Genomic DNA, 16,865 nt, shown 5'->3' on the forward strand with positions numbered 1-16,865 from the left:
GCCATAGCGCCTGACACGCCGGCGGTCCATGGACCGGCACCCCGCGACGGGAAACCCTGTCGCGGGGTGTCGTGTTTTCTACGCGTTTTGCGGGTTTTCAGTAGCCGCCATAGCCTTCGGGGTAGCTGCCTTCCTGCTGCGGGTATTCCCCCTGCGGATAGGCGCCCTGCCCATAGCCGTAAGGCTGCTGGGAATAGCCATCCTGCTGCGGATAACCGCTTTGTCCGTAGCCAGCCTGTCCATAGCCGCTCTGGCCGTAATAACCGTCCTGCCGGGGGTAGCCGGGCTGCGCATAGCCCTGCTGCGGATAGGCGCCGCGCGCCGCGCCTGCCGCCTGCGGGCAGCTTTGCGGTGGGTAGCCTGGCGGCAGCACGCGGCCGTCGGGGCAGATGGTGGAGGGGACTTCACCCCTGGCGCGGCGTGGTGGCGTGGTGGCGGCCCCTACGGCGGCCCCACCGGCGGCGCCGGCCAGCGCGCCGATGGCGGCCCCGCGACCGCCGCCGGCCAGTCCGCCGATCAGGGCGCCGCCGCCCGCGCCAAGCAGGCCGCCGCCAATGGCGCGCTGGCCGGGATCACGGGTATCCTCGCACGCGCCTAGCAGCCTGTCGGGTTGGGGTACCCTGTGAAGGGGTAAGGCTGTAGAGTGTCGCGATGAGCCGCTTCATCCCGTTTGACCGATCCCAGCCGTATCTTCTGCCGCCTGATCTGACGTCGTGGCTTCCGGCTGACGATATGGCGCATTTCATTGTCGCAGCTGTTGAGCGGGTTCCGATGAGTGCGTTCTGCGTGCCAGTGCGCACGGGAGGCAAGGCGCAGTATCATCCGCGCCTGATGCTGGCCCTTCTGATCTTCAGCTATGCGAACGGGTTGTTTTCCTCACGCCGGATCGAGCGGGCGACATATCGCGACATCGGGGTACGCTTCGTGGCGGCGAACCTGCATCCGGATCATGATACGATTGCGACCTTCCGCCGGACGAACCGGACAGCCATTGAAGCTGCATTTGCGCAGGTCCTGCTTCTGGCGCGCGAGACGGGTCTGCTGCGTCTGGGTGTCGTATCGATTGACGGCACGAAAATTGATGCCGACGCTTCGAAATACCGTTCCCTGCGCTACGACCGGATCAGGGCACTGCGCGAACAGCTGGCGGTGGATATCGCGAAACTGATGGACCAGGCGGAGCACGCAGATGCCACAGACAGAGATCCGCAGGCCCTGCCAGAAGAGCTTGCCCGACGGGAAACACTGAAAGCGAAGCTGGACGAAGCCTGCGCCCGGCTGGAAGCAGATGCGAAAGCGCAGGCCGAGGCGGCGCGACCGGCATACGAGAAGAAGAAAGCCGCTTATGATGCGAAAACAGGGCGTCGTGGCAGGGCGCCGAAACCGCCGGATGATGAACCGCCACCCGACCGGCAGATCAGTCTGACCGATCCCGACAGCCGCCTCATGCGGCGTTCGGACGCCCACGAGTTCCGGCAGGCTTACAATGCCCAGGCCGTGGTCTGCGCCGAAGGCAGTCAGCTGATCGTGACAACCGACGTTGTCGCCACGTCAGCGGACGCGCCATCCTTTGCCAGCACCGTGCTGTCGATGGAACACACGATCGGTCTCCCAAAGACAGTGCTCGCCGACACCGGTTACGCCAGCGGGCAGGCGGTCCGGGACCTGCGGAAAAAAGGCATCGATCCGCTGGTCGCCATCGGACGGCCCTGCGCCCGCAGGCCTTATGACTTCCGGCCACCTCCTGAAGACAGGGAACCGCGCCGGATCACCGAACCCTGGCGGCTTGCCATGAAGAAAAAACTGGAAACCACAAAAGCCGGAAATATTTACAGACTACGAAAACAGACCGTTGAACCGGTCTTTGGAATTATCAAAAGCATCATGGGCTTCAGAAGATTCAGTCTGCGTGGCCTTGCAAAAGTCACGACTGAATGGACCCTCGTCGCTCTCGCATACAACTGCAAAAGAATGGCACGGCTTCAGGCAGCATAAGCCGGGTCAGCCTCGGCGTTATCAGCCGCAAAATGCCCAACCCGACAGGCTGCTAGGCCAAGGCACAGCCCGGCAGCCAGCAGGATGGCCGGGCGGAAAGTCATGCGGGGGAAGAATGTTTTCATACAGGTCGTTCCGCTTTTGCGCCGTGGTGGCCCGGTGGGCCATCACAGGCGGGTGAAGGCGGCTAGGATGATCTCTCCCGCATGGTTTGACCATGACCAAAGGGGGGCAATTTGTAACAATCCTCCCCCGGGTGGAGATTTTAATGAATTAAAATCATCTGGCCTCTTGCTCCTGCCTGCCTGCGCCGGTAATCCCTCGGGCTTACCCAGACGGTTTTCGACATTACGCAAGCATGTCATGAGGGCATGCGGTGCCGGTCGGGATGTGGGACGGTCCTGTCTGGTGTTACTGTCGGGAGTTCTGGATGTTTGCTCGTGTACTGGGTCTGCTTTCCGCTGACATGGCGATCGACCTCGGCACGGCGAATACGCTGGTTTACGTAAAGGGACGGGGTATCGTCCTGAACGAACCTTCGGTCGTCGCGCTGGCAGAGGTACGGGGCAAGAAGCAGGTGCTCGCGGTGGGTGAGGAAGCCAAGCAGATGGTTGGCCGCACGCCGGGCAACATCACGGCCATCCGCCCCCTGCGTGATGGCGTGATCGCGGATTTTGAGGTTGCGGAGGAAATGATCAAGCATTTCATCCGTAAGGTGCATAACCGCAGCATGTTTGCAAGCCCGCTGATCATCGTATGCGTTCCATCGGGCTCCACCGCCGTTGAACGCCGCGCCATTCAGGAAAGCGCCGAAAGTGCGGGTGCGCGCAAGGTTTTCCTGATCGAGGAACCGATGGCGGCGGCCATAGGGGCCGGCCTGCCGGTTACCGAGCCTTCGGGCAGCATGATTGTCGATATCGGTGGTGGCACGACGGAAGTGGCCGTGATCTCGCTTGGCGGCATCGTCTATGCCCGCTCCGTGCGGGTGGGTGGCGACAAGATGGATGAGGCGATCATCTCCTATATCCGCCGCAACCATAACCTGCTGATCGGTGAAAGCTCGGCCGAGCAGATCAAGATCCATCTCGGTTCCGCCATGATGCCCGAAGACCCCGGTGACCCGGGGCCATGGCGTGAGGTCAAGGGACGTGACCTGATCAATGGTGTCCCGCGGGAGGTCGTGGTCTCGCAGGCTCAGATCGCGGACAGCCTGGCCGAACCGGTCAGCCAGATTCTGGATGCGGTCACCACGGCACTGGAAAACACGCCGCCGGAACTGGCAGCCGATATCGTGGACAAGGGCATTGTCCTGACGGGCGGCGGCGCGCTGCTGTACCGGCTGGACGAGGTGCTGCGGCGCGCGACGGGCCTGCCGGTCACGGTAGGTGAGGATGCGCTGTCCTGTGTCGCGATGGGCACGGGCAGGGCGCTTGAGGAAATGAAGCGTCTGCGCAACGTACTGACAAGCATGTACTGACGGACGGGACACAGGGCCGCTGCCTGCTGCGTGTGGAGGGCAGCGTACTGATGGGGGAGACGCAGGACAATGCAGGTCCGGCGATCAGGCGGTATTGGACGACCCGGCAGGCGTGACGGCACCGTTGCGCGTGGAGGGGTGCGTTAATGCCCGTTTCCATCCAGTTCCGTCAGGCACTTGGCAAGCTGGTGCTGCCCGCGCTGATCCTTGTGGCCTGTGGCGTGATCCTGCTGGGCAAGGCGGACCGCGCGCTTGTTGAAAAGCTGCGCATGCAGACCGCCGACCTGCTGGCGCCCGCCTACGGACTGGTGGCGTGGCCACAGGCCAAGCTGCGCTGGCTGTCGGGCAACCTGCAGGACATCCGCAATCTGGAAGCGGAGAACATCCGCCTGCGCGCCGAAAACGAATCGCTGCGCCACTGGTACGACGTGGCCGCGGCACTTGCGGATGAAAACGGCACGCTGAAAGCCAACCTGCACTGGATTCCCGATAATGCGCCCACTTTCGTCAGCGGGCGGGTGGTGCGTGACACAAGCGGGCTGTATGCGCGTGCCGTGCTGCTGGCGATCAATCCCGATACATCGGTGCGCAAGGGCGGCATTGCGCTGGATGGCGCGGGGCTGGTCGGGCGCGTGACCGAGGTGGGCAGGCGTTCGGCGCGCGTGCTGCTGATTACCGATTCGTCCAGCCGCCTGCCCGTAACCCTGGAATCCAGCCATGCCGCCGCCATCATGGCGGGCGACAATTCGGCCCTGCCACGCATCATCTTCTATCCGCAGGATAACGTGCCGATCGAGGGCGAGCGCGTCGTGACCAATGGCGAGATCGAAAGCCTGCCCGCCGGCCTGCCGGTGGGGCATGTGCATTATGTGCGCCCCGGCCAGCCGGTAGTGGTGCCTGCCGCGGCGCTGGACCATGTCGATATCCTGCGTATCTTCGACTATGCGGACAGTGTCGCCCCGCCTGATGCGCCGGGCCGCGTGCCGCTGCCACCGCCCGTGGGGGGCACGCTGCCGCTGCCATCGCAGTTCCAGCCACATGCCGATCAGGGGCTGCATGGATGAAAAACTTCACCCCGCCGCCCATCCGCCCCGGCATCCATCCGCGCTCGGGTCTTGGCTACCTGATCGACAATGGCGTGCGCAGCGCCGTGCCGTCCCTGTTCGTGTTTTTCGTGACGCTGGTGCTGTCCGCGCCACTCAACCTGCCCGGGCAGGTGGAACTCATGCCCGCGCTGGTCATGGGCACGGTGTTCCTGTGGTCGGTCTTCGTGCCTGTTCTCATGCCGTCGCTGGTGGTGTTCGTGCTTGGCCTGTGGGTGGATATTCTCAGTTTCGGGCCGGCGGGTGTCATGCTGCTCATGATGCTGATCGTGCATGGTGTTGCCCTGTCGGCGCGTTATACACTGGCACGGGTTAATTTTTTTGTACTCTGGCTTGTGTTTGGCGTGGTGATGGTGGGGGTTACGGCGCTACAATGGGTGCTGTGTTCCGCACTGGCCTTGCATATTGTGGAGTTTCTGCCTTTTGTTTTCGAGACAGTCCTGTCCTTTGGCAGTTTTCCTGTCCTGTATGCAGGGTTTGTCTGGACCTACCGTTTTGTCGTCAATAACACGGACCGCTCCTGAAGCGGGTGTTACAGCGTGTCCGTGCCGGATGAGTGCATGAAGTTGCGTAAGAAGAAATCCGGCAACCGGCTCATGTCCCGCCCGGAGGAAGGCAAGAATCCCTCCCGGGGCGTGTTCACCCGCCGCGCCCTGCTGCTTATGGCGGCACAGGGGGCGGTACTGGGTGCATTGGGTGAACGCCTGTACGGGCTCCAGGTTCTCAATGGCAGTCATTATGCGAAGCTTGCGGAAAACAACCGCCTGAGCAAACGCTTCTTCGCGCCGCCGCGCGGGCGCATTACCGACCGCTTCGGCATTTCGGTCGCGGCCAACCGTGTCAACTGGCGGGCCCTCCTGCTGGCGGAGGAAACCAGCGACATTCCCGGCACGCTGGAGCGTTTTGCCCAGCTCGTGCCGCTGGAGCCGCGTGATACCACGCGCATCGAGCACGAACTGCGCCACAAGCGGCGCTTCATCCCGATCATGCTGCGTGATTTCCTGTCATGGGATGACATGGCGCGGCTGGAACTCAACATGCCTTCCCTGCCGGGCGTGCTGATTGATGTGGGCACCACGCGGGTCTACCCCTTCGGCCCGCTGCTGGCGCATGTGGTCGGCTATGTTGCCCCGCCCGCGGAAAAGGACGTGGTACACAACGCCGAACTGGCCCTGCCGGGCATGCGCGTCGGCCGTTCGGGCATCGAGCAGACACAGGATGCCAGCCTGCGCGGGCAGGTCGGATCGGTGGAGATGGAAGTCAATGCCGTGGGCCGCGTCATGGCTGAACTGGACCGTGACGAAGGGCTGGCGGGCGACGAGATCACGCTGACCATAGACAGCGGGCTGCAGCAGCAGGTGCTGGGCCGGATTGCCGACCAGTCAGCCAGTGCGGTGGTGATGGACTGCCGCAACGGGGAGGTGCTGGCCATGGTCAGCAACCCCTCCTTCGACCCGTCGCTGTTCGATAGCGGGGTCAGTCAGGCACAGTGGATCGAATGGACCAACAACAGCCAGACCCCGCTGATCAACAAGGCGGTGTCGGGGCTGTACCCGCCCGGTTCCACCTTCAAGCCCGCCGTGGCCATGGCGGCGCTGCGCGCGGGCACGCTTTCACCCAGCGACCGGATCAGCTGCCCGGGCTACATTGACGTTGGCGGCACGCGCTTCCATTGCTGGTCACGCTACGGGCATGGTTCGATCAACCTGCGCCAGGGGCTGAAATATTCATGTGACGTGTTCTTCTATGAAGTCGCGCGGCGCACGGGCATGGATGCGATTGCCGCCACGTCCGAACTGTTCGGCCTGGGCGCCAGGCTGCCCGAAATCGAACTGCCTCATGTGCGCCAGGGGCTTATTCCCACTCCCACATGGCGGCGCGCGCATGGCCACCACTGGAATGGGGGGGACACCATTGTCAGTGGCATCGGGCAGGGGTTCGTGCAGGTGACGCCGCTGCAGCTGGCCACCTATGCCTCCCGCATTGCCACGGGGCGCGCCGTGCAGCCGCACCTGATCCGCTCGGTGGCGGGGCGGCTGGCCGGCCTGACCGATCTGGGCCATGCAACGGACATGGACATGCCCGGTACGTTCTTTGAAGATATACGCGCGGGCATGTACGCCGTGGTGAACGAGGAAGGCGGCACCGCGCCCAAGGCACGGCTGGATATTCCGGGCGTGCAGATGGCGGGCAAGACCGGCTCGGCACAGGTGCGCCGTGTATCGCGCGCCATGCGTGAGAGCGGGCACTTCAATTCCGCCAACCTGCCGTGGGAATACCGGCCCCATGCGCTGTTCATCTGCTATGCGCCCTATGATGCGCCGCGCTACGCCACGGCGGTGGTGATCGAGCACGGCAATGCGGGTGCCGATGTGGCCGCCCCCCTTGCGCGAGACATCATGACCGATACCCTGCGCCGTGATCCGGTCAACCACCGTGAACCGCCGGGGCAGGAAGTGGCGCAGGCCGAGGTGGACTGAAGCACACCCCGTCCGTGCCCGCGGGCTGCGCCATGACCATGCCTGTTGTGGAGAATGGAATGAAATTCCAGAAGCGCCTGCTGCGCGCCGAACCCAATTTCCAGATCCTGACCAAGCTGTGGCAGGTCAACTGGCTGTATGTGATCCTGATCTGCGCGCTGGCGGTGGTGGGGTATGTGGCGCTGTATTCCGCCGGGGGCGGTACGTCCCGCCCGTTCGCGGGGCCGCAGTCCATACGCTTCTGCTTTGGCGTGGTCATGATGCTGGGTATCGCGTTGATGAGTCCCGCCATCCTGGTACGCCTGGCCTGGCCGCTCTATATTTTTTCGCTTATTTTGCTGGTGGCGGTATTGCGCATGGGGCATGTGGGCAAGGGGGCGGAGCGGTGGCTCATGCTGGGTGGCATGCAGGTCCAGCCATCGGAACTGGCCAAGATCGCGCTCGTGCTCATGCTGGCTGCGTGGTTCCACAAGATCAGTTACCGCAGCATGGGCAATCCGCTGCTGCTGATTCCGCCGGCATTGATGGTGCTGGTGCCCGTGGCCCTGGTGCTCAAGGAACCGAACCTTGGCACCGCCGTCATCATCGGTACGGTAGGGGCAAGCATGTTCTTTGGCGCGGGCATGCGGCTGTGGCAGATCGCGCTGCTCATCCTGCCGGTGCCCATGCTGGCCAGGATCGCCTACAGCCATCTGCATGACTACCAGAAAGCGCGGGTCACCACCTTCCTCCACCCCGAAAGCGACCCGCTGGGGGCTGGCTACAACATCATCCAGTCCAAGATCGCGCTGGGCTCGGGTGGCATGTGGGGGCAGGGTTACCTGCATGGCACGCAGGGCCAGCTCAACTTCCTGCCCGAAAAGCAGACGGACTTCATCTTCACCATGATTGCCGAGGAATGGGGCTACGTTGGCGGCGTTACCGTCATCGGCATGCTGCTGCTGCTGGTCTTTGGCGGCATGCTGATCGCCATGCGCAGCCGCAACCAGTTCGGTCGCCTGCTGGGGCTGGGCATTTCGATGAACTTCTTCCTGTACTGCGCGGTCAACCTGTCCATGGTGATGGGGGCGATCCCGGTTGGGGGGGTGCCGCTGCCGCTCATTTCCTATGGCGGGTCGGCCATGCTCATGGTCATGTTCGGCTTCGGGCTGCTCATGTCCGCATGGGTGCACCGCAATGCCACCTTTGGGGAGACGACACCGGGGGAAAAGGACTGATGGCAGGCATCCTGCCGCCAACGCCTGCGGTGCATCGTTCCTACCGGCTCAGCACCTATCATGCATCCGGCCTGCCGCCTGTCCGCATTGGCCACAGGCCGCGCTGGCCAAAGGTGGCGCCACGGGGGGATATCGTGCTGCTCAGTGCCTGCAACCCCGGTGGCAGGCGGCGTGCCGATGGCTGGAACCGGCGCATGATGGGGCATCTGGCCAGTGCGCTGGCGGGGGTGGCGCATGTATCGGGTGAAGGACGGCTGGGGCGGTGGTCCGAACCGCTTTATGCTGCCCGGATGCCGCTGGCGCGCGGGATCGTGCTGGCGCGGCGGTTCCGGCAGAACGCCGTGGTCGTGCTGCATGGCAACAGGCCCGCGCGGCTGGTGTATCTGGCCTGATCCTGAAATATCCGGGGAAACACAAGGAAGTTTTGGGGTGTCGCCTTTTTTAAAAGGACGATGTTCCCTGAAGCCTTCTGAAAAAAGCTTCACCAAAAACTTTTCCATGGTTGCGGGCTGTCTGCCGGGCAGCTTTGTGGAAGCCTGAAAAAAGAATGCCGCCCTTTTTAGAAAAAAGGCGGCATCCAAGAACTTCTATGGTTTTTTAAACGATCTTCTAGCCTTCAATCTGGCTGAAATCTGCGATCAGCACCGTCATGCGGCGCAGTTCGGACAGCAGGCGCAGGCGGTTGGCGCGGACCGCCGGGTCGGGATCATTGACCGTAACCTTCTCGAAAAACTGGTCCAGCACGGGGCGCAGGCTGGCGACATCCCGCATGGCGTCGGCATAGCGTTCCCGGGCTATGGTCTGTTCCACGGCGGGAATGGTCCTGTGCAGTGCTTCGGCCAGCGCCTTTTCCTCGGGCTGGGTGTACAGCGCGGGGTTGGGCGTGCCCTCATGCGGGCCGTCCCTGCGGTCCTCGATGCGCAGGATGTTGGCCGCACGCTTGGTCGCCGCCAGCATGTTGCGCCCGTCTTCGGTGGCCAGCATGTCGGCTATCGCCTTGGCGCGTGCCAGCAGGCGCACGATGTCGGTATCGGTATTGCCAACCGATACGGCGGCAAGGATGTCATGGCGCGCGCCTTCGTTGCGCAGCTGTACGCGCAGGCGGTCGGCCACGAATTCCGGCAGCAGGTCCAGATCTGGCGCCAGCCGCAGGGCTTCGGGCAGGCCCTGCGCCGCTTCCCAGAATACCTTTGTCAGATCCAGCCGCAGCCCGTTTTCGCGGATGATGCGGATCACGCCCAGTGCCGCCCGGCGCAGGGCATAGGGGTCGCCCGATCCGCCCGGCTTCTCACCCACCGCGAAGAAGGCGACCAGCATGTCGATCTTGTCCGCCAGCGCAACCGCGACCGATACCGGGGCCTTCGGCACATCGTCCTGCGGGCCGCGCGGCATGTAATGCGCGCCAATGGCGTCGGCAACACTGTCCGGCTCCCCGTCATGACGGGCGTAATAGGCCCCCATGATACCCTGCAGTTCCGGGAACTCGCCCACCATGCCGGTGGTCAGGTCCGCCTTGCACAGCAGGGCCGCGCGTCCGGCCTGCGTTCTGTCGGCCCCGGTCATGCCCGCCAGCACGCCCGCAAGGCGCACGATGCGCCGGACACGTTCGCCCTGGCTGCCAAGGGAGGCATGGAACACGATCCGGTCCAGTGCGGGCACCCGGCTTTCCAGTGTGCTGGCGCGGTCGATGTCCCAGAAGTGGCGGGCATCGGCAAAGCGGGCGCGCAGCACGCGTTCGTTGCCAGCGATGGTCAGCGCACCGCCATCGCTGGGCAGCAGGTTGGCGACAAATGCAAAGCGGGGTGCCGCCGAACCATCGGCATTGCGCAGCGCGAAGTAGCGCTGGTTCACGCGCATGGACACCTGCATCACCTCGGGCGGCAGGGTCATGAACGCGTCATCGATCTGCCCAAGGAAGGGAACCGGCCATTCAGCCAGGCCCGCCACTTCGTCAATCAGGCCGGGGTCGGCCACAACGTTCAGCCCTTCCTCCCGCGCCAGGCGGGCGACACCTTCGGCAATGGTGGTGCGGCGTGCGCTGGCGTCAGGCTCCACCTGGCGGCTACGCAGGCCGTCCAGCCATTCCTTCGTGCTGGCGACGGCAAAGGCGCCGGGGGCGGTGAAGCGGTGGCCTTCGGTCAGGTTGGCCGACTTCAGGCCGTGGCCGTTATCCTCGCCTTCCGCCAGCGTGAAGTCCACGACCTGACCATCCAGCAGGCAGAGGATCCGGCGCAGCGGGCGCACCCATGTAAAGGCGCTGCCAACCCCCCAGCGCATGGATTTGGGCCAGGGGAAGCGGCGCAGCAGGCCAGGGAGCACGGTGGCAACCTGCTGTGCCGCCGCAACGGCGGGAATGGCGCGGTGCAGGACCCAGAAGCCGTTTTCCAGTACCAGTGCGTCCTGCGTTACGCCATGCTTGCGCGTGAAGCCGGCCAGCGCCTTCTCGGGGGCGCCTTCACGCGGGCCGCGTTCATCGAGCGTGCTGCCGGGCACCATTGCATCCACCGTCAGCGACAGCGCGATGCGGCGGGGACCGGCAAAAGGCGTGGCCTCCCGCGGGTTGAGCGGGGCCAGCGCCTCACATACGAGGCGTTCCAGGTCGGTTGCCGCCCGCGCCTGCATGCGGGCGGGAATTTCCTCGGAGAAGAGTTCGATCAGAAGTTCGGGCATGATCTCTTATTCCTCACCCGCCAGCCACGTTTCGCAGCAGCGTTTTGCCAGTGCGCGCACGCGGCCGATATAGGAAGCGCGTTCGCTGACGCTGATCACGCCACGCGCGTCGAGCAGATTGAACAGGTGGCTGGCCTTGAGGCACTGGTCATAGGCGGGCTGGGCCAGCCCCGCTTCGGCCAGGGCGGTGGATTCATGCTCGGCATCGATGAAGTGGCGGTGCAGCATGTCCACATTCGCGACCTCAAAGTTGTGGCGGGAGTAATCCTGTTCCGCGCGCAGGAACACATCGCCGTATTTCAGGCCCTGCCCGTTGAAATCGAGGTCATAGACATTCTCGATCCCCTGCACGTACATCGCCAGCCGTTCCAGCCCGTATGTCAGTTCGGTCGAGGGCATGACGGTGGGAATGCCGCCCACCTGCTGGAAATAGGTGAACTGCGTCACCTCCATCCCGTCGCACCAGACTTCCCACCCCAGCCCCCATGCGCCGATGGTGGGGTTTTCCCAGTCATCTTCCACAAAGCGGATGTCGTGTTCCAGCGGGTCGATGCCGATGGCGCGGTAGCTGTCGAGCAGCAGCTTCTGGCTTTCTTCCGGCGTGGGCTTGAGCAGGACCTGGTACTGGTAATAGTGCTGCAGGCGATTCGGGTTTTCACCATAGCGGCCATCCGACGGACGGCGGCAGGGCTGGACATAGGCTGCCTTCCACGGGCGTTTGCCCAGCGCGCGCAGCGTGGTGTGGGGGGCGAGCGTGCCCGCGCCCACTTCCGTATCGTAGGGCTGGAGAATGGCGCAGCCCTGATCGGACCAGAACTGGTGCAGCTTCAGGATAAGCCCCTGAAACGACAGCGGGCGCGGGGATATGGGTGATCGGGGCACGGGGGCCGGGTCCATGAACGGGATGCTCCGCTAAACGGGAATGGAAGGCTGCGCCATCTGGCGCAAAATCGCGCGGCAGCATACCGTTATGCCGCCCCGACCGGAAGGGAGGGCATGCACCTGGCCCGAATCCGCCCTGCATGGCGGGCGTGGGTCTTGCGCATTGCACCTTGACGGGCCACATCGGATGGGAAGACGGTATCCCTACCCCAAGGCAGGACAGACAGGATGAATGACCAGGAACGTGATCTGATCACACAGTTTTTTGCCCGTGTGGGTGGCGCCACAACCGGCAGCGTGCCGCAGACGGCATCCGCCCTCCCGCCGATCGACCCGCAGGCCGATCAGTATATCGGGCAGATGTTCCAGAAATATCCTGAAGCCCGTTACCGCATCACCCAGACCGCCGTGGTGCAGGAAGCCGCCCTGGCCGAGGCACAGAACCGGATTCGCCAGCTCCAGTGGCAGCTCCAGCAGGCACAGCAGCAGCTCCAGCAGCAGCAGGCCGCACCCCAGCCCAGCGGTGGTGGCGGTTTCCTCAGCGGCATGTTCGGTGGTGGCCAGCGCGCGCAGGCGGCGCCGCCTCCGGGCTGGGGTGGGGCGGCACCGTCTTCCCCGCCGCCGCAGCCGGTCTACCCGCAGGGCATGCAGCCGGGCATGTTCCCCGCGCGTGGCTCGGGCTTTCTGGGTTCGGCGCTGACCACGGCGGCCGGTGTTGCCGGTGGCATGATGATGGGCAACGCGCTGACCGGCCTATTCAGCGGCCATCATGACATGGGTGGCGGCTTTGCCAGTGGCATGCCGCAGGGTGGGGGCGAGACCATCATCAACAACAATTACGGTGACAGCACGGCCGGGACCGGTGGCGCGGATCCGTTCGCCGGTGGCGGCACCAGCGCCGATTCCGGTTTTGATGCCGGTGGCGGCGGTGATTCGGGCGGCTTCGACGGTGGCGGGTTTGACGCAGGTGACGACAACAGCTTCTGATCACCCGGGTTGCGCGTAAGACAAAGGGCATCCGGCACGGGTGCCCTTTTTTCATGGGGCAGGAGCATGGCGCAGCAGGAATTCGCACTGGACCCGCCGCAACACGCCGACACGGTGCCCAAATGGCTGGATACCGGGGCCTGTGTGCTGCGGGGACTGGCCATAGCCCGTGCGGTAGAGATGATTGCGGACATAAGACGGATTGCCCGTGGCGCTCCATTCCGCCGCATGCCGACACCTGGTGGCGGCGTGATGTCCGTTGCCATGACATGCTGCGGGGCGGCGGGGTGGTGCAGCGACAGCCATGGTTACCGTTACGTGGCGCGCGACCCGCGCACGGACCGGCCATGGCCGCCCCTGCCCGATACATGGCGTGACCTTGCCACCCGGGCGGCCACGCTTGCGGGATATGAAGGGTTCGTGCCCGATACCTGCCTGATCAACGGCTATCGCCCCGGTGCCCGCATGGGGCTGCATCAGGACAGGGATGAACGGCTGGACGCGCCGGTGGTTTCGCTTTCCTTTGGCCTGCCGGCAGTCTTCCGGTGGGGCGGCCCGCGGCGTACTGACCCGCTGCGCCGTATTCCGCTCCTGCATGGGGATGTGGTGGTATGGGGTGGCCCGTCCCGGCTGGTATTCCACGGTATTGCGCCGCTGCGTCCGGGGGCGCATCCCGTTACCGGGCCGTGCCGCTATAACCTGACGTTCAGGCGGGTATGGCAGGGTGATGAATGACAGGAGTTTCCGGGCGCCGCCTTTTTGCAAAAAGGCAGCGTTCCCTGAAGCTTTTTGAAAGCAGCTTCACCAGAAACTGTTCATGGTTTTCAGGCCGCGAGCGTTGCCGCCTTCCTGGCGTGCGCGGTAATGGCCGCCACATCGGGCGTGCCGGCCGGCACCAGCCACGATCCACCCACGCAAAGTACGGAAGGCAGCGCCAGCCAGTCCGCCGCCGTCTCGGCCTTGATGCCGCCGGTGGGGCAGAACCGCGCCTGGCCAAACGGGGCGGACAGCGCCCTGAGTGCCGGAATGCCGCCTGCCGCCGTGGCCGGGAAGAACTTGAAATGCGTCAGTCCCAGATCCAGCCCGCGCATGATGTCGCTGGCATTGGCGGTACCGGGCAGCAGCGGTACGCTGGCTGCGCGCGCGGCACTGGCCACGTTGGCGGTCAGGCCGGGGCTTACGATAAAGCGCGCACCGGCATCGACCGAACGCTTCAGGTCATCGCCGTTCAGCACGGTGCCCGCGCCCACGACGGCGCCTTCCACCCTGGCCATCTCGGCAATGACTTCCAGCGCGCACTCAGTGCGCAGCGTGACCTCCAGCGCGCGCAGGCCACCGGCCACAAGCGCTTCGGCCACCGGGCGGGCATGGGCGGGGTCGTTGATGATCAGCACCGGAATGACCGGTGCAATCGTCATGATGTCTTCAATCTGGGCCATGGCTGGCTTCCTGTCCTGTATGGCTGTCGGGCGGCGTGTGGCCGTGTTCATGCGCTCTCTTGTGCCGCCATATGGTCCATGGCGGCAAGGATGGCCGACGCCCCGCGTTCGGGCGTGTCCACCCCGCCGCGCATGAGCGCGAACAGTTCGCGCCCGGTGCCGAACTGTGGGGCAGGGGGGCGGGCAGGGGTGCGGTCGGCCAGCGTGGCCGGTGGCACCATCGCCTCGATCCGTCCCGTCAGGGCGCACACGCGTACCCTGTCCCCGTCGCGCAGCAGCGACAGCGGGCCGCCCACGTAGGCTTCGGGGCCGATATGGATGGCGGCGGGCACCTTGCCCGATGCGCCCGACATGCGGCCATCGGTCACCAGCGCCACCTTGTGCCCCCGGTCCTGCAATACGGCCAGTGTAGGGGTGAGCTTGTGCAGTTCGGGCATGCCGTTGGCGGCCGGTCCCTGAAAGCGCACGACCACAACCACGTCGCGGTCCAGCTTTCCATCGCGGAAGGCATGCAGCACGTCCTCCTGATGGTCGAACACGGCGGCCGGGGCCTCGATGGTCCAGCGTTCGGGGGCGACGGAACTGGTCTTGTAGATGCCGCGCCCCAGATTGCCTTCCATCACCTTCATGCCGCCATCGGCGCGGAAGGGATTGGCGGGCGCACGCAGGATGCTGTCGTTGGTGGAAGGGCCGGCTTCTTCCCACACCAGCGTATCATCGCGCAGGTCGGGCTTCTTGCGGTATTCGGCAAAGCCGCCACGGGCCACGGTCAGGATATCGGGATGCAGCAGCCCGGCATCGAGCAGCGAGCCGATCAGGCTGGGCATGCCACCCACGTTATGGAAGGCGTTTACGTCCTCCGACCCGTTGGGGTAGACGCGCGTCAGCTGCGGCACGATGGCGGAAAGCTGGTCAAGGTCGTTCCAGTCGATCACGATTCCTGCAGCCCGCGCCATGGCAGGCAGGTGGATGGCAAGGTTGGTGGACCCGCCCGTGGCCAGCAGGCCGACGGCGGCATTGACGATGGCGCGTTCATCCACGCACAGGCCAAGCGGGCGGTAATCCCCGCCGCGTGCACCGATTTCACCCAGGCGGTGGATGGCGGCCCGCGTCAGTTCCTGGCGCAATTTCGTGTTTGGCGGCACGAAGGAAGAGCCGGGCAGGTGCAGCCCCATCACTTCCATCAGCATCTGGTTGGTGTTGGCCGTGCCATAGAAGGTGCAGGTGCCCGCCGCGTGGTAGGATTCGGATTCCGCATCCATCAGCTTGTCCTTGCCAACCTTGCCTTCGGCATAAAGCTGGCGGATGCGCTGCTTCTCGCTGTTGGGCAGGCCCGAGGGCATGGGGCCGGACGGGATGAGGATGGCAGGCAGGTGGCCAAAGCGCAGCGCGCCGATCAGCAGGCCCGGCACGATCTTGTCGCATATGCCCAGCATGGCGACACCTTCATACATGCCATGGCTCAGCCCCACCGCCGTGGACAGCGCGATGACATCACGGCTGAACAGCGAGATTTCCATGCCCGGCTGGCCCTGCGTCACGCCATCGCACATGGCGGGCGTTCCCCCCGCCACCTGTGCCGTGCCACCCATCTCGCGTGCGAACAGCTTGATCTGTTCGGGATAGCGGCCATAGGGCTGGTGGGCGGAAAGCATGTCGTTATAGGACGTGATGATGCCCACATTCATGCCGCGCGCCGCCCGCAGCCCCGCCTTGTCGCCTTCGGATGCGGCAATGGCATGGGCAAGGTTGCCACAGGCGAGACGGGGGCGGCTTATGCCGTTTTCACGCTCACGGGCAATCAGGTCCAGATAGGCCCTACGGGTGCGGGCCGAGCGGGTGATGACCCGTTCGGTCACGGCGGTCAGGACGGGGTGCAGGCTCATGGAATCTCACAGACAGTCTATGTATACGACCCGCCCCGCATGGGAGTGGGTCCGCCATCCATTGCAGCAGCAACGACAGCGGGTTTGAAAGCGGCCGGATGTGCGACTATCCTGTGACCGCATGGCGTATGGTCATCTATGTGAAAAAACAGGCCCGAATCAAGACATAAAATTATAAAAACAATCCACCGATAATAACATAATTATCATATCGAACATTTAATGATAGCCGGGCAGCCCTATCAATGCCTGTATGCACACAGGCGCATGCCCGCCCGCTCCGATCCGGATCGGACTGCAGAGGCCGCGGATATCCACCTGCCGGGGTATAAGGAGCACGAAGCCGGAAAGTTCGCGGCATGGAACGCGAACGGCCATGCCGTGACCTGTCCGGTCGCGGCAGGCAACCCGCCGGTTGGCAAAACAGTGTCAATGGCGTGGGAAAGGCGGGAAATGGTGAGCCGGGTGGGATTCGAACCCACGACCATTCGATTAAAAGTCGAATGCTCTACCGACTGAGCTACCGGCTCACATCATCCGTATGAAGGGCTGGCCTGCTGGGTTCGGACCCGCGGCATGGCGCCTTGGGCAGGTCTCTAAACATACGGGGCGGGAGTGTCAACCGGTGCCTGCCCTTATCGGGCATTACCGGGCCACGACCGGCGCGATGCGGGCGCTGCGCGCGCCCCTGCAGGGCAGGTCGCCTGCCGTGATGCTGGCCGGATGGCG

Annotated in this window: 16 protein-coding genes and 1 tRNA gene; 10 read left to right on the top strand and 7 right to left on the bottom strand. The window is 64.4% G+C overall.

What is annotated here, in order from left to right:
- Positions 1-97 precede the first annotated feature (97 nt).
- Positions 98-373: a hypothetical protein gene (locus LDL32_RS18075; protein ID WP_370636707.1), complete on the bottom strand. Its 276-nt coding sequence runs from the start codon at positions 371-373 to the stop codon at positions 98-100.
- Between LDL32_RS18075 and LDL32_RS18080 the strand changes: the two genes are divergently transcribed.
- Positions 347-598 (top strand): hypothetical protein, encoded by a 252-nt coding sequence (locus LDL32_RS18080; RefSeq protein WP_370636708.1) that lies wholly within the window; start codon positions 347-349, stop codon positions 596-598. The genes LDL32_RS18075 and LDL32_RS18080 overlap by 27 nt on opposite strands.
- A gap of 53 nt (positions 599-651) precedes the next feature.
- A complete protein-coding gene (locus LDL32_RS14310) occupies positions 652-1,995 on the top strand; it encodes an IS1182 family transposase (RefSeq protein WP_233063728.1) in 1,344 nt (447 codons plus the stop codon).
- Here LDL32_RS14310 and LDL32_RS14315 read toward each other — a convergent pair.
- Positions 1,983-2,120 (bottom strand): hypothetical protein, encoded by a 138-nt coding sequence (locus LDL32_RS14315; protein WP_233068011.1) that lies wholly within the window; start codon positions 2,118-2,120, stop codon positions 1,983-1,985. The genes LDL32_RS14310 and LDL32_RS14315 overlap by 13 nt on opposite strands.
- 305 nt (positions 2,121-2,425) lie before the next feature.
- On the opposite strand from LDL32_RS14315, the gene LDL32_RS14320 reads away from it, so the two are divergent.
- The 6 genes from LDL32_RS14320 (at position 2,426) to LDL32_RS14345 (ending at position 8,664) form a co-directional block, all read left to right on the top strand.
- A complete protein-coding gene (locus LDL32_RS14320; RefSeq protein WP_233068012.1) occupies positions 2,426-3,472 on the top strand; it encodes a rod shape-determining protein in 1,047 nt (348 codons plus the stop codon).
- Positions 3,473-3,618: 146 nt separating this feature from the next.
- Positions 3,619-4,536, top strand: a complete 918-nt coding sequence (gene mreC / locus LDL32_RS14325) for a rod shape-determining protein MreC (protein ID WP_233068013.1) — start codon at positions 3,619-3,621, stop codon at positions 4,534-4,536.
- Positions 4,533-5,099 carry a rod shape-determining protein gene (locus LDL32_RS14330; protein ID WP_233068014.1) on the top strand — a complete coding sequence of 189 codons (567 nt, stop codon included), beginning with the start codon at positions 4,533-4,535 and terminating at the stop codon, positions 5,097-5,099. Before mreC ends, LDL32_RS14330 begins: the two co-directional genes overlap by 4 nt.
- A 36-nt stretch (positions 5,100-5,135) precedes the next feature.
- Positions 5,136-7,055 (top strand): penicillin-binding protein 2, encoded by a 1,920-nt coding sequence (gene mrdA / locus LDL32_RS14335; RefSeq protein ID WP_233068015.1) that lies wholly within the window; start codon positions 5,136-5,138, stop codon positions 7,053-7,055.
- A gap of 59 nt (positions 7,056-7,114) precedes the next feature.
- Positions 7,115-8,272, top strand: coding sequence for a rod shape-determining protein RodA (gene rodA / locus LDL32_RS14340; RefSeq protein ID WP_233068016.1), 1,158 nt, complete (start codon positions 7,115-7,117; stop codon positions 8,270-8,272).
- Positions 8,272-8,664: a DUF3293 domain-containing protein gene (locus LDL32_RS14345; protein WP_233068017.1), complete on the top strand. Its 393-nt coding sequence runs from the start codon at positions 8,272-8,274 to the stop codon at positions 8,662-8,664. The genes rodA and LDL32_RS14345 overlap by 1 nt, the downstream gene beginning before the upstream one ends.
- A gap of 217 nt (positions 8,665-8,881) precedes the next feature.
- On the opposite strand, the gene glyS is transcribed toward LDL32_RS14345, so the two are convergent.
- Both glyS and LDL32_RS14355 read right to left on the bottom strand, forming a co-directional pair.
- A complete protein-coding gene (gene glyS / locus LDL32_RS14350; protein ID WP_233068019.1) occupies positions 8,882-10,942 on the bottom strand; it encodes a glycine--tRNA ligase subunit beta in 2,061 nt (686 codons plus the stop codon).
- Between the two features lie 6 nt (positions 10,943-10,948).
- Positions 10,949-11,839: a glycine--tRNA ligase subunit alpha gene (locus tag LDL32_RS14355; RefSeq protein WP_233068021.1), complete on the bottom strand. Its 891-nt coding sequence runs from the start codon at positions 11,837-11,839 to the stop codon at positions 10,949-10,951.
- A gap of 213 nt (positions 11,840-12,052) precedes the next feature.
- On the opposite strand from LDL32_RS14355, the gene LDL32_RS14360 reads away from it, so the two are divergent.
- Together LDL32_RS14360 and alkB are read left to right on the top strand one after the other, a co-directional pair.
- Positions 12,053-12,811 (top strand): DUF2076 domain-containing protein, encoded by a 759-nt coding sequence (locus LDL32_RS14360; protein WP_233068023.1) that lies wholly within the window; start codon positions 12,053-12,055, stop codon positions 12,809-12,811.
- A 66-nt stretch (positions 12,812-12,877) separates the two neighbouring features.
- Positions 12,878-13,546 carry a DNA oxidative demethylase AlkB gene (gene alkB / locus LDL32_RS14365; RefSeq protein WP_233068025.1) on the top strand — a complete coding sequence of 223 codons (669 nt, stop codon included), beginning with the start codon at positions 12,878-12,880 and terminating at the stop codon, positions 13,544-13,546.
- Between the two features lie 89 nt (positions 13,547-13,635).
- Here the strand turns inward: alkB and eda are convergent, their stop codons facing one another.
- From eda to LDL32_RS14380, 3 genes are all read right to left on the bottom strand, one after another.
- A complete protein-coding gene (eda, locus tag LDL32_RS14370; RefSeq protein WP_233068027.1) occupies positions 13,636-14,250 on the bottom strand; it encodes a bifunctional 4-hydroxy-2-oxoglutarate aldolase/2-dehydro-3-deoxy-phosphogluconate aldolase in 615 nt (204 codons plus the stop codon).
- A gap of 47 nt (positions 14,251-14,297) precedes the next feature.
- Positions 14,298-16,136 carry a phosphogluconate dehydratase gene (gene edd / locus LDL32_RS14375; protein WP_233068028.1) on the bottom strand — a complete coding sequence of 613 codons (1,839 nt, stop codon included), beginning with the start codon at positions 16,134-16,136 and terminating at the stop codon, positions 14,298-14,300.
- 454 nt (positions 16,137-16,590) lie between these two features.
- Positions 16,591-16,666 (bottom strand) — tRNA-Lys (locus tag LDL32_RS14380).
- Positions 16,667-16,865 lie beyond the last annotated feature (199 nt).

The organism is Komagataeibacter sp. FNDCF1, assembly GCF_021295335.1.
Lineage (GTDB): Bacteria > Pseudomonadota > Alphaproteobacteria > Acetobacterales > Acetobacteraceae > Komagataeibacter.

What these genes read in the sequence shown, in the direction of transcription:
- LDL32_RS14310 (WP_233063728.1), top strand. Translation starts at nt 652, where the DNA reads ATGAGCCGCTTCATCCCGTTTGACCGATCCCAGCCGTATCTTCTGCCG.
- LDL32_RS14315 (WP_233068011.1), bottom strand. Translation starts at nt 2,120, where the DNA reads ATGAAAACATTCTTCCCCCGCATGACTTTCCGCCCGGCCATCCTGCTG.
- LDL32_RS14320 (WP_233068012.1), top strand. Translation starts at nt 2,426, where the DNA reads ATGTTTGCTCGTGTACTGGGTCTGCTTTCCGCTGACATGGCGATCGAC.
- mreC (WP_233068013.1), top strand. Translation starts at nt 3,619, where the DNA reads ATGCCCGTTTCCATCCAGTTCCGTCAGGCACTTGGCAAGCTGGTGCTG.
- LDL32_RS14330 (WP_233068014.1), top strand. Translation starts at nt 4,533, where the DNA reads ATGAAAAACTTCACCCCGCCGCCCATCCGCCCCGGCATCCATCCGCGC.
- mrdA (WP_233068015.1), top strand. Translation starts at nt 5,136, where the DNA reads ATGAAGTTGCGTAAGAAGAAATCCGGCAACCGGCTCATGTCCCGCCCG.
- rodA (WP_233068016.1), top strand. Translation starts at nt 7,115, where the DNA reads ATGAAATTCCAGAAGCGCCTGCTGCGCGCCGAACCCAATTTCCAGATC.
- LDL32_RS14345 (WP_233068017.1), top strand. Translation starts at nt 8,272, where the DNA reads ATGGCAGGCATCCTGCCGCCAACGCCTGCGGTGCATCGTTCCTACCGG.
- glyS (WP_233068019.1), bottom strand. Translation starts at nt 10,942, where the DNA reads ATGCCCGAACTTCTGATCGAACTCTTCTCCGAGGAAATTCCCGCCCGC.
- LDL32_RS14355 (WP_233068021.1), bottom strand. Translation starts at nt 11,839, where the DNA reads ATGGACCCGGCCCCCGTGCCCCGATCACCCATATCCCCGCGCCCGCTG.
- LDL32_RS14360 (WP_233068023.1), top strand. Translation starts at nt 12,053, where the DNA reads ATGAATGACCAGGAACGTGATCTGATCACACAGTTTTTTGCCCGTGTG.
- alkB (WP_233068025.1), top strand. Translation starts at nt 12,878, where the DNA reads ATGGCGCAGCAGGAATTCGCACTGGACCCGCCGCAACACGCCGACACG.
- eda (WP_233068027.1), bottom strand. Translation starts at nt 14,250, where the DNA reads ATGGCCCAGATTGAAGACATCATGACGATTGCACCGGTCATTCCGGTG.
- edd (WP_233068028.1), bottom strand. Translation starts at nt 16,136, where the DNA reads ATGAGCCTGCACCCCGTCCTGACCGCCGTGACCGAACGGGTCATCACC.